Below are 12503 nucleotides of genomic sequence, written 5' to 3' on the forward strand. Positions count from 1 at the left end.
TTATTTTTCCTTTTTGTTTATTCTCTTATTTTTTGATTCTCCCTATTCTATTTTGTTTTTCTCCTTGTTTCCATCTTATATAATTTTTAATTACTCTCCGAATTTACTTCTTATTTTTCCCTTGTATGTTCTTTTAATATTCTTTTTATCATTTTTTGAAAAAAGAAAAAGCAAGGAATTGTATGAAGAAATTGATAAAATCTCTTCAAAGCTAAGGCTTTTTGAAATTGAAAAGGTTCCAAAAGAGAAAGTTATAAAAGAATTAAAATTTCCTCTGTATCCTGAAAAGCCTGCTCCTCTTTTCAAGTTTGCTTTAAATCATCTAAAGGAAGTATATAAGGATATTATTTTTCCGAATTCCTTAGCTTTTTTATTTTATGACTCTGCAGCTCAAGGATTCAGGATTGAAGCTTCTTTTTCAAGAAAAAAATTTTTTAAAAACAAGGGAGTTATTCCCCTTTATTCACCTTTAATAAAACTTGCAACTCAGAGAAATGAAAGGGTGTATTTTCCAGAGTTTACAGGTTCTGGTTATGATACCTTATTTTATGAATCAGATATAAAACTTGGTTCTGTTTGTATTGTCCCTGTTTTTTCAGAGGGTGATCTTTATGGATTTATTTATGCTGATAAGGAGGAAATAAGAGGGTTTTCAGAGAAAGACCTTGATTTTCTTGATTATCTTTCAAAGGAGATAAGTCTCTTTTTGAAATTTTTTATTTCCCTAAAGGATGAACATTTACTTGCAACAAGGTTTAGAGCTCTATTTGAGCTTGCTAAGGATACAGCTGGAAAGCTCCGTTTAAAGGAAGTAGCAGAAAAGATTATTCATGTTGCTGAAATTTTGAAAAATAGTGATATTATATGTCTTTTTGAAAAAAAATCAGAAGAAATAAGATGTATAGCAATAAACGAGGAGAAGGAATGGATAAAGGTTGGTTCAAAATTTGTTCATTCGGAGGATTCAATAATTTCCCTTTTATTTAAAAGTGGGTTCCCTGTTTATACAGGAAGGATAAAGAGTTCTGTTCCCGTGATTGGTAAAATTAATCCTGATATAAAGTCTATTCTTGCTTTTCCTATAAGGGTTGAGGGTAAGTTGAATTTTGCTCTTTCGCTTTTTTCAAAGTATCCTGATTATTATGATGATAAGGATAAGGAAATTTTTGAATTTTTAGTTCAGCAGGCTCAGATTTCACTTGAAAAGGCAATTTTATTTGAGAAAACTCTTGAACTTGCCATAAGAGATTCCTTAACAGGTCTCTTTAATCACAGAATTTTTCAGGAAAAAGTATCAGAATATGTTAAAAGAAATCTACCTTTTACTTTAATTCTTATTGATGTTGATCATTTTAAGAAAATAAATGATACCTATGGACACCCCTTTGGAGATAAAGTTCTTGTTAAAATTGCAGAAATTTTAAAGGAGGAATCTGAAAGGATAGGATTGGCAGCAAGGTATGGTGGAGAGGAATTTGCTTTAATTATTGAGGGTTCAAAAGAATATGCCCAATACAGGGCTGAAGAAATAAGAAGAAAGATAGAAAAGGAAGAGTTTTATACTGATGATGGTGAAAGAGTATATGTTACAATAAGTATTGGTCTTGCTTCTTTTCCACTTGATGCAAAGGAAAGGACTTCATTAGTTGAAAGGGCGGATAGAGCTCTATATATAGCAAAGAGAAGCGGGAGGAATAGAGTAATATCTTGGGCACAAGAAGAGATGGGACTATTTTAGATTTTTTTTATAAAATCTTCTAAAAAATGAGTATCAAAATTTCCTTCAATAAATTCTCTACTTTCAATTATTTTTTTGTGCAGGGGAATGGTAGTTTTAATTCCATCAATTATTGTTTCCTCAAGTGCCCTTTTTAGTCTTCTTATTGCATATTCTCTTTTCCTTTCATGTACTATAAGTTTTACAATCAAAGAGTCATAATAGGGCTTAACTTCATAACCTGCATATATAAAAGAATCCACTCTTACTCCGGGTCCACCAGGGAGATGAAGAGTTTTTATTTTACCAGGTGAAGGCATAAATCCCCTTTCAGGATCTTCTGCATTAATTCTTACTTCAATTGCGTGTCCCCTCATTTCTATAGTTTTTTCATCAAAATTAAGATTTCCATTTTCTTCAAGTAAAATCTGCTCTTTTATTAAGTCAATACCTGTTATGAATTCTGTTACCGGATGCTCTACCTGTATCCTTGTATTCATTTCAATGAAATATAAATTTTTATCACTATCCATAAGAAATTCAAGGGTTCCTGCTGATTTATAATTTATTGCTTTTGCTCCCTTTTTAGCATAGTCCATCAATCTTTTTCTTAATTTTTCATCAATTGAAGGGGAGGGTGCCTCTTCAAGAATTTTTTGATGTTTCCTTTGTATAGTGCATTCTCTTTCAAAAAGCGTTAAAATTTTTCCCTTTCCATCACCAAGAACCTGAACTTCAATGTGTTTCGGTTTTTCTATAAATTTTTCTATGTACAATCTTTTATCACCAAAAGCAGCTTGAGCCTCAGCCTGAGCGGTTTTAAAACTTATTTCAAAATCTCTTTCGTTTCTAACAATTCTCATTCCCTTTCCTCCTCCCCCTGCTGCAGCTTTTAAAATTAGAGGGTAACCTATTTCTCTTGCTATTTCTATTCCTTCATCAATATTTTCAATAACACCTTCTGAACCGGGAATTACAGGGACACCTGCTTCTTTCATTATTTTCCTTGCTATTGCTTTATCTCCCATTTTAGATATGTGTTCTGGTTCAGGACCTATAAATATAAAACCAGAAGATTTAACTATTTCTGCAAATTCAGCATTTTCTGCTAAAAATCCGTAGCCAGGGTGAATTGCATCACAACCTGTGATTTCTGCTGCTGAAATTATTCTTGGAATATTTAAATAACTTTCAGAAGATGGGGGAGGACCAATACAAACCGATTGATCTGCAAGGAAAACATGCAGTGAATCTTTATCTGCTTCTGAATAAACAGCAACTGATTCTATACCAAGTTCTTTACAGGCATAAATTATTCTAACTGCAATTTCACCTCTATTTGCTATTAAAATTCTTTTTATTTTCATTCCTCAATTATCAATTTTATATAATCCTTACTTTCAGATGTTTCAAGAACAAGTATATAAAAACCTGGTTTTAATTTTTTACCCTTTTCATTTATTAAATCAATCTTTTCCTTATATCTTCCAAGGGGTAAAGTAAAATAACTCTTTTCGAAAACTTTTTTACCTGATGGGGTAAATATTTTAATAGAAAGAGGTGTTAAAGCTTCATTCACTATGTATTCAATTTTAATTTCCTTTCCTTTTACAGGGTTGGGATATAGAGAAATTATTCTTGATTTTTCACCTTCTTTTGATGGAACCTTTATTTTTTCAAAATTAAGAGCTGAGAGGGCATTAGGAACACCATAACCGTAAATATTATCAGGATTAAGATATTTTGAAGAAGTTTTAATAATTGCCTCGTATAGTTTTTTGGCTGACCAGTCAGGATGAGCTGATAGGATTGATGCGGCAAAACCTGACATTAAAGCTGTTGAAACAGATGTTCCCTGTGATTCAGAGTAAGAATAAATTGAATCACCTTGAGATGTGATTTCTAAAAAAGGAGCAATACTTTTAAAGGGAGAAACAATATCAGGTTTAATTCTTCCATCAGCACTTGGTCCATAAGCAGAACCTCTCCATATTTTCCCATCAATTTTTATTCCTCCTACTGTTATAACTGAATCAGCATCACCTGGAGCAACAATTGTTGTATCAGCTTTTGTTGTATCAGAATGTGAAACATTTCCAGCTGCTGTAAAAACAAGTATTCCCTTTGAAAGAGCTTTTGAAGCTGCTCTTGAAGATATTGCAGTTTTACCGTCCATATCCTTTTTTGAATAAAAGTCAATATATCCAAGGGAAGAGGAAACAATTTTTGCACCAAATCTCTTTGAAAGTTCAAGGGCTTCTACCCAAAAATCTTCTTCAATTATGTTTTCAAAATTACCCCCTTCAAGGGTGTTGGTTCTTTCTGTTTTAAAAAGTAAAAAATCTGCGCCAGGTGCTGTTCCTATAAGTTTACCAGGTGCAAAACCACTTATTATTCCAAGCATCCTTGTTCCATGATATATTCCTGAAAGTGGGTCAGTAAAATCTGTTAAGGGGTCAATATTTACATTTTTATCACCTCTTCTCCTATAAATAAGGAAATTTTCATAACTATTTATATCGTCAACAAAATATTCAAAGGTTGAATCAATGGCACCTTGTGAATAAAAATAAATTATTCCATTTTTTGAATAATAGATTCTATTCTGATGATAAATGGGAGACTTTATGAAAAAACCTGTATCAATTATTTTTCTTTCAATCAAATTTACATTTCCAACAAACTTCAATTCATAGAGTGTATCTGTGATGTTACCTGATATAAGAATAATTTTTAATGTATCATTTTTTACAAAAAGTGAAGCAGAATGTCCCCTTGAGATTAATGTATCTTTAATAACATTATAAAGGGTATCTAAAAACATTATTCCTATTAGAGGATTTTCGAGTCCTTTTTCATATAAAACTAAAAGAGTATCATTTATTTTATTAATAGAAAAATTAAGTATTTCTTTGTTTCTTGAAAAAATTATGTTTCCATTTAGATCAGTAATATTTATTGAATGAGAATCAGTGTATATAACATTTATCTTATTTTTTAAATTGAAAATTTCAAGTTCATAAATAAATGGATTCTGTAAAATAATTTTTGTTGAATCTTCCCTTAACAATTTATTTAAAAATTTTATGTAAATTGCATCGTAATTTTGAAAGGATAATTTACTTACAAGATATATTTTACCATTTAAATAAAGTGATGAAGGTAAAAGATTTATAGTGTCAGGACTTAAAAGTTTTGGCTCATTTGAAGGTATAAAGAAACCATTTGTGAATAAGCTTCCATATATTTTCCATTTATTTTTTATATTATCCCTTTCATTAAGAAAATTATAAAAAATATATACAGTATCAGGATTTCCTGTTAATGTAGTTTTACCAATATAACCAATTGCTCTTATATGAGGGATTCTGTATCTTTGACTATTATATAAAAGAAAAAGAGAATCACCGCTGTTAAAATCATAGGAAAATTTAACCCTTTTTCCTTCCCTTATATGAAGAAGAGCTGGATGATTAAGATCAAAACCTGTGTCAAATAAACTTATTGTTACATTTTGTCCTATAAACCCTTTTTTGTGGACCTCTGGAATTTTTAAAAAATTTAAGGCTTCATAAGAATCCCCGTAATCTGAGGGAGAAAAAGACATAGGTTTAATTTCAGTAAATTTTTTCCCTTTAAGAACAATTTTATGATCCTTTATAAGGTTTAAAAGTTTTTTAGATTTAATCAAATACTTTGGAAAGTAACCTGATATATAATTTTCCCATCTTGAAATTGCTCTTAATCTAAATCCCTGATTTTCAAGTAAACTCGTTATTCTTGAAAGGCTTTTTGAGTTTATCCATAGATTCAAGTATCCTTTACTTTCAAGACTTTCTCTTATATTTTGATTTAAAAAAAAGATTAAAAGAAAAATCATTTTAACCTCCCTATGGTTTTCAAAAATAGTGCATAACCTTCAGTTTCATTTTTTAAAAGTTCAAGAACTTTTTTTGCATTTTTATAATGTGGGTTAATTGAAAGGGCATTTTCAAGTTCTATTTGGGCTTCCTCAAATAGTGTTTTAATCTTAAAAAAAATTGCAAGGGCAAGATTGAATCTAACATCTGCATATTCAGGGTGTTCCTCTCTTATTTCCTTTAATTTTAAAATATAGTCATCAATTATTTGTTTTAAATTTTCCTTATCAGAGTATTTTGAAAGAATAGTAAATTCTTCAAGAATCTCGTGAACATCATGGGGCTTTAAAATGTTAAAAAATTCATCAAAGAGTTTTTTAGCTTCAATTACTTCACCTTTTTCAAGTAAATTTAAACCTTTTTTAAATTTTTCATTTTTAAATCTCGGGTCAAGAATTTCCGCACTTTTAAAGGAGAGAATTATTGTTTTAAAAGGAATTGTGGTTCCAGAATTTAAAACAAGCTCTAAAAGGGAAAGACCCATCTCAAAGTGGGCTTCAGCATAAGAGGGATTCTGTTCCAAGGCTCTTTTTAAATAGGATACACTTCTTGTATATTCTTTCATGAATCTATAAGTTCTTGCAGCCCAGAGTAAGTAATTGGGATATTCTTTATCCTGTAAAGCCTTTTCAAAAAATAAACTTGATTTTTCGTATTCCTTTAAATAAAAATAAATTTTCCCAAGAACAAAATTTAAGGGAGCATAATTTTCATTTATTTTTATTTTATCCTCAAGAATTTCTCTTGCTTCTTCTAAAAGTCCCATTTTTAACATTTTTTCAGCTAAATTAATATAAATATCAAGAGGTTCATCTTTTACTTTTTCCTTTAAGCTAAGCCATGTTTTTATTTCATTAACTACACTCTCGTGGAAATTTTTTAAAGTTTCAAAAATTTCCTTTTCTCCTATTTCTTCATGTATCTCCATCCTTTTTACTAAAACTATTTTTCCTTCTCTTGTTACTTTTGTTAATATTTCCCTCTGAGCAGAAAGAAGACTTGTTTCTATATAGTATGTTTTTTCTCCAGCTTTTATATGTGAAGATGTTCCAAAACCTTTCATTCTGATATTCTTTTGAGTTTTTCGTATCTATCTTTGGCTAATTCATACAATTTTTTTGTGTCCTTGTAATCAGGCTTAACTTTTATTATGAATTCCCAGGATTTTATTGCCTCTTCAAGCATTTCCATTTTGTAAAATTCTATTCCCTTTTTATAATAGTATTCCAGTTCTTCCTCTGAGATAGTTAAGGTTTCCTCCTTAGGTTTTTCCTCTTTCTTTTTAACAGGTTGTTTTACTTCTTTTTTTTCTTCTTTTTTTTCTACATAAACTGGTATTTCCACTTCTTTTACTATCTCCTTTATAACAACTCTTTTTTTAAAGTCAAGAACAAATCCAAAGTAAAATTTTTTGTTATAACTCCCTATTAGAAATTTCATATTATCTTTACTAAATCCTATCCCAAATGAGAAAATTTTATTTTTGAAAATCTGTAAACCTGTATAAATTTTCACTGAATTAAAGAAGGAATTTTTTAAGTTAAAAAGGTAAGTTAATCCTCCTTTAAAACCTATTGAATCTGTTGTAAAGGATGGTTCAAGATTAATTGCAAATCCTTTTTTATGAAAAGAAATTCCTGATTGAGCAAATACACTTGTTTTGTTCTCTTTACTGTTATAAATTCCTTCTGCAAAAAAGCCAATAGATAAGAAATTAAGGGGTGCCTGGAGATAACCGATACCAGTTCCAAATCCCTCATAAGTCTTATTTAAAAATATTAATTTTCCCCTTAAAGAAAGAGAAGCTTTTTCAGCATATGTTCCTGAAGAAAAGCCAAAAAAGGTATTTCCATCAGATTCAAAGGAAAAATTTCTGTAAATAAGGGAAATAAATTTTATCTGTGTAGGAATTTCATAAAAGAATCCAAATTTTTCTTCAGGTTTTGTAAAGGAGGAAGTAATATATCGGTCAAGGAAATCAACAGGGTAAGAAACCCCTGTGGATCCCTTTAAAAGAGGCAATATAAGTAAAAAATGTATCATCTCTTTTTTATAATTAAAAAAGTTATATCATCTTCAGGTTCAGCTCCACCCTTATATTCTTTTAATTTTTTAATTAATTCTTCTTTAATTCTTTCCACTTCTTTTTCCCTTGTTAAGATTTCTGAAAGAAAGTTATAAAGTTTTTCTTCACCCAAAATTTCACCCTTTTCATTTCTAATATCCAAAAGGCCGTCAGTATAAAGGAAAAGAATATCACCACTTTCCAGTTTACCGTTTCCTTTTTGAATGAGTGATGGATACTCATCTGGTAAAATGAAGGAAAAACCAATTGGAACACCATTTGTTTTGAACCTTTCCAGTTTTTTTAAATTTGATATAAAAAGAAGAGGAGGTGTATGTCCACAGGAAGAATAAAAATAATTACCCCTTTCCTCTAAATAAAGAAGGAAAAGTGTTAGAAACATATCATCAGGTATTTTATATCTTAAAAAAGTATGGATGTTAGAGGCAAAAGCTGAAGGACTTCTTGAGGTTTTATAATTGGAATATATAAAAGATTTTGTCATTGCCATAATAAGGGAAGAGGAAGCTCCTTTTCCGGAAACATCACCAATTACACATATAACATGACTTATTGTTTTAAGCACATCCACATAATCTCCTCCTACATAAAAAGCTGGTTCATAATAGTAAGTTATATCATATTCATTAATTTCAGGTAATCTTTCAGGTAAAAGCATTTTCTGAATTTCCTGTGCCAGTTCTGCATCCCTTTTAAGCCTTTCCTTTTCTGTTAATTCCTTTCTGTATTCAATAAGTTTAATTCTCATTTCTTCCGCAGCTTTTGCAATTTTACCGAATTCATCCTTTGATACGATTTTAATATTTTCATCAAGTCTTCCTTCTCCAATTTTTCTTAAGGCTTCAATTATATAGTTTAAAGGTTTCAGGGATAAATGAGAAAAAAGGAATATCAAAAGGGTTCCTAAAATTAAAGATAAAGAGAAAATTAAAAAAGCAGATTTTCTAAAATCACTTTTAGCTTTTTCGAGAACTGAAAGAGAAAGTCCAAGATAGACTTTTCCTATATTTATACCCCCCATTATTATATCTTTTTCAAATATAAGTAAATTTTCCCTTGCTTCATAAAAAGGTAATATTTCTTTTATATTTTTATCAATATCTTCATAATCTGGAGAACCTTTTATTTTACCCTGTTTATCTACTATGTAAACAAAGGAAAGGTTTTCTTCTTTTTTTAAAGAGTAAGTTAATCTTGAAAGTTCAGCAAGGTTGTTATCAAGGATAGGTTCCTTTGCAAATCTTGCAAGAGATGAAGATAAAGAATTTCCCCTTTCTTTTATTTCTTCAATTATATATTTTTCGCCTCTTTGAGTTAGATTATCGTATATTAAATAGGAAAAGAATATGAATAAAAGAGAAAAAAGAATACTTATTTTTACTTTAAAACTCATTTTATTTAAGTTTTTCCTTCAATTTCTTATAGGCAAAGAAGAGTCTTTCTTCTCTTGTTAAAAGATTCTTTTTTTTGAGTATTTCTTTAAATTCTTTTTCGGATATTTTATTTTTTGATGGACACTCCTTTATTAATTCGCTGGGTTCAATTAATGGATTTTCAATTATTTTTTCCTCAATCCAATTTTCAAGGTTAAAGGTTTCTTCAGCTTTTTCTTCTATTTTCTCTTCAAATACTGGAATATCATATTTTTCCCTATAATCAATAAATCTGTGTAGTTCCATAATGTCAAAAATGCTTTTTATTTCAGGTTTCATACCTGTAACTATTACATTTATGTTATCTTTTTTTGAATACACACAGAATTTTAAAAGGGCTCCGTAACCTGCGCTGGAAACATAGTCGATATCTCTATAATTTATAACTATTTCTTTTTCACCTTCCCTTTTTGCCCTTTCAAGTATTTCTTTGAATTCACTAACTGTTCTTGTATCTATTTTACCTTTTAAGTTTACATAAACTCTTTTATTTTCCTTAAATATTTTTGCTTCAAAAATTTTCATATTATATTATAAATGAAAATTTAAATTTTTTTCTCTTAAATTTTATTATGAAGATTCTGATTACAGGAAAACCTGGTTCAGGTAAAACAACTCTTTTAAAAAGAATTTATGAAGAGCTTAAAAATTATGTTAAAGTAAGAGGCTTTTTTACAGGTGAGATAAGGGAAAAGGGCGAAAGAATCGGTTTTTTTATAGAAAACTTTGAAGGTAAAAGGAAAATTTTTGCCCATAAGGATTTTGATTTTCCTTTGAAGGTTTCAAAATATGGAGTTAATATTAATGCACTTCTTAAAATAGGTCTTCCTGAGATAATTAAGGCTATAGAAGAAAAATCTTTTCTTATGATAGATGAAATAGGTAAAATGGAGCTTCTTTCAGAAAATTTTCAGGAACTTGTTGAAAAGGCTTTTAATTCAGGTATAGATATAATTGCCACAATTTCAATTTCTCCTCATCCCTTTATAAAGGAAATCAAAAAAAGAGAGGATGTTAAGATTTTTGAAATTAATGAAAATAAAAGAGAGTATATTTTTAAAAGGATAAAAGAAATTTGTTTCGCGGAATTAAAAATTTGATATTAAAATTAAACTCTTTTAATAACTTCTGATAGAAGTATTTCAAGTCTTTTATTTCCTTCATCAATCATTCTCTGTGTTTCCATTATAAATTTTTCTAGTCTTTTATTTCCTTCTTCAATCATTTTTTCTGTGTTTTTTCTGCTTTCTTCAATCATTTTTTCTGTGTTTTTTCTGCTTTCTTCAATCATTTTTTCTGTGTTTTTTCTGCTTTCTTCAATCATTTTTTCTGTATCTTTTTTGCTTTCATCAATCATTTTTTCTGTATCTTTTTTGCTTTCATCAATCATCCTTTGGGTTGCTTCAATCATTTTTTGAGTTGCTTCAATCATCTTTTTTGCTCTTTCATCTTCCTTTTGTATGAGTTTATTTGTAAAATAAGAAAGGATAAGGGGTTGAATTAAAGCAAGAACTCCTAAAATAAGTGCAAGAATATTCACTGTTTCAGTTGTCATATTTTAATTTTAAAATGAAGATTTATATAAAATCAAATTAAAGGAGCAGAGTTTTATACCCCTTGAGAAGATCCTTCTTTTATATCAAAAACTAAAACAAGGGATTTTGAGCTTCTTAATACATAAAGGTTATTTTTTTCTTGGGAGAATTTAAATTTTCCTTAACTGAGATACTGCTTTCAAACTTTAAAATGAATGCATATTTATATCCTAAATATGTTCCCTGATAATAAGCACCACCACCTGGATCTTGTTTTGAAAAATCAGTTGAAGAAGTCCATCCTGTTACAAAAACATTACCATATACATCTTTTGTTATTGAATAGCCTAAATCATATCTACTTTTTTCATAATAAGTAGCCCATATAAGTCCAAGGGGCGGGTCTATAACTAAATTTGATTTATAGTTATAATTTTTAACATTATAGGTAATTACCCCTTTTTTATCTATCTTATAAGAAACATAAACAGGATTTCCCTCTTTATAAGATATAATCTCTCTTTCCCCCTTATTACAAAATCGGGGAGAGGGGATTTGAACCCCTGACCTCCTGGTCCCGAACCAGGCGCGCTAACCGGTCTGCGCTACTCCCCGTCTTTTTATTTTATTATATCCTGTATAATAAATTCTCTATTTGCTTTTGTAAGGAAAATGAATTATTTTCAAGTTCAAGAAATATACTGAAACCTTTCATTTTTTCCCTTAAATTTTTATTAGCCTTTTTTTTCCCATCATTTAAAATAATGCAATAAACATTCCTTTTTTTCTTTTGGAGCCCTTTTTACGAAAATTTTTCTCTTATATGTACTAAAATAATTTGAATTTTGCAAAATTTTGTGTATTTTAAGTTACATTAAATTTATCTATAAACTCCCCTTTTTATATTATCTGTTGTTCCAAAAGTTCTTTTATGTTCTTCGAGCAATTTTTCAAAATATGAATCTACTATTTTCTGGATTTCATTTATTTCTTCTTCCTTTAAATGTTTGAATCTTCCTTGAATCTGAAAATATTCCTTTAAAGGGAGCCCCTTTGGCATATAATTTATTTTAACTTTATCACCATCTTCTACTTCATATAAGGGGAAAAATTTCGTTTCAACTGCAAGTCTTGATGCCTTTATTGTAAGTTCAGAATCCATTCTCCATCCAGGAGGGCATGGAGCAAGAACATGTATGAATCTTGTTCCTTTTATTTCTTTAGCTTTTTTTACCTTATTATAAAGGTCAAGGGGAAAGGCAACTGTTGCTGTCGCAATATAGGGAATTCTATGTGCTCTCATAATCTCAACTATATTCTTTTTAGGTCTTGGATTAGGACTTTCAAAAGGTGTTGTGGTTGTCCATGCTTTATAAGGAGTTGCCCCTGACCTCTGAATACCTGTATTCATGTAAGCCTCATTATCGTAACAAATATAAAGAATGTCTTCATTTCTTTCCGCTGCTCCAGATAATGCCTGAAGCCCAATATCAAAAGTTCCTCCATCACCTGCGAAGGCAAGGACATTTATATCAGTCTTACCTCTAATATTTAGTCCTGCTCTTATTCCGGTTGCAGTTGCTGCTGCTGTTTCAAAGGCAGTATGAAAAACTGGAACATTAAGAGAGTGGTATGGATAAGGTCCATCAATTATTGTCCAACAGCAAGCTGGAATAGTAGTAATAGTATTTTTACCCAAAGCTCTTAAAACATGCCTCATTATTATAACTGCACCACAACCCTGGCATGATAAAACACCGGGATTTAAAACTTCTTCCTGTAAAAGTTCTTTCCATTCAAAAGCCATTTTTT

Annotated in this window: 10 protein-coding genes and 1 tRNA gene; 2 read left to right on the plus strand and 9 right to left on the minus strand. The window is 29.7% G+C overall.

What is annotated here, in order from left to right; genetic code table 11:
• Positions 1-13: 13 nt before the first annotated feature.
• The gene (locus ABIN17_05090; GenBank protein ID MEO0284433.1) at positions 14-1738 is read left to right on the plus strand and encodes a diguanylate cyclase; all 1725 of its coding nucleotides are present in this window, start codon (positions 14-16) and stop codon (positions 1736-1738) included.
• Here ABIN17_05090 and accC read toward each other — a convergent pair.
• Genes accC through ABIN17_05120 form a run of 6 tightly spaced genes read right to left on the minus strand, consistent with a single transcriptional unit; the run spans position 1735 to position 9681 of the window.
• On the minus strand, positions 1735-3084 hold the full coding sequence (accC, locus tag ABIN17_05095) for an acetyl-CoA carboxylase biotin carboxylase subunit (protein MEO0284434.1): 1350 nt from the start codon (positions 3082-3084) through the stop codon (positions 1735-1737). The two genes, ABIN17_05090 and accC, sit on opposite strands and share 4 nt — an antisense overlap.
• Positions 3081-5597 (minus strand): S8 family peptidase, encoded by a 2517-nt coding sequence (locus ABIN17_05100; protein ID MEO0284435.1) that lies wholly within the window; start codon positions 5595-5597, stop codon positions 3081-3083. Before ABIN17_05100 ends, accC begins: the two co-directional genes overlap by 4 nt.
• Positions 5594-6700, minus strand: a complete 1107-nt coding sequence (locus tag ABIN17_05105; GenBank protein ID MEO0284436.1) for a hypothetical protein — start codon at positions 6698-6700, stop codon at positions 5594-5596. Before ABIN17_05105 ends, ABIN17_05100 begins: the two co-directional genes overlap by 4 nt.
• Positions 6697-7680 carry a tetratricopeptide repeat protein gene (locus tag ABIN17_05110; GenBank protein MEO0284437.1) on the minus strand — a complete coding sequence of 328 codons (984 nt, stop codon included), beginning with the start codon at positions 7678-7680 and terminating at the stop codon, positions 6697-6699. Before ABIN17_05110 ends, ABIN17_05105 begins: the two co-directional genes overlap by 4 nt.
• Positions 7677-9116, minus strand: coding sequence for a SpoIIE family protein phosphatase (locus ABIN17_05115; GenBank protein MEO0284438.1), 1440 nt, complete (start codon positions 9114-9116; stop codon positions 7677-7679). Before ABIN17_05115 ends, ABIN17_05110 begins: the two co-directional genes overlap by 4 nt.
• Before the next feature lies 1 nt (position 9117).
• Entirely contained in the window at positions 9118-9681 is a 564-nt protein-coding gene (locus ABIN17_05120; GenBank protein MEO0284439.1) for an STAS domain-containing protein, read from the minus strand.
• Between the two features lie 47 nt (positions 9682-9728).
• Here ABIN17_05120 and ABIN17_05125 point away from each other — a divergent pair, with 47 nt between their 5' ends.
• Positions 9729-10256, plus strand: coding sequence for an NTPase (locus ABIN17_05125; protein ID MEO0284440.1), 528 nt, complete (start codon positions 9729-9731; stop codon positions 10254-10256).
• 8 nt (positions 10257-10264) lie between these two features.
• On the opposite strand, the gene ABIN17_05130 is transcribed toward ABIN17_05125, so the two are convergent.
• The 3 genes from ABIN17_05130 to ABIN17_05140 all read right to left on the minus strand — a co-directional run bounded on the left by ABIN17_05130 (position 10265) and on the right by ABIN17_05140 (position 12498).
• Positions 10265-10711, minus strand: a complete 447-nt coding sequence (locus ABIN17_05130) for a hypothetical protein (GenBank protein MEO0284441.1) — start codon at positions 10709-10711, stop codon at positions 10265-10267.
• A gap of 520 nt (positions 10712-11231) precedes the next feature.
• Positions 11232-11306: transfer RNA gene (locus ABIN17_05135), tRNA-Pro, on the minus strand.
• A gap of 265 nt (positions 11307-11571) precedes the next feature.
• On the minus strand, positions 11572-12498 hold the full coding sequence (locus ABIN17_05140; protein MEO0284442.1) for a thiamine pyrophosphate-dependent enzyme: 927 nt from the start codon (positions 12496-12498) through the stop codon (positions 11572-11574).
• Positions 12499-12503: the final 5 nt, after the last annotated feature.

The sequence above is a fragment of the candidate division WOR-3 bacterium genome (assembly GCA_039803925.1).
GTDB lineage: Bacteria > Hydrothermota > Hydrothermia > Hydrothermales > JAJRUZ01 > JBCNVI01.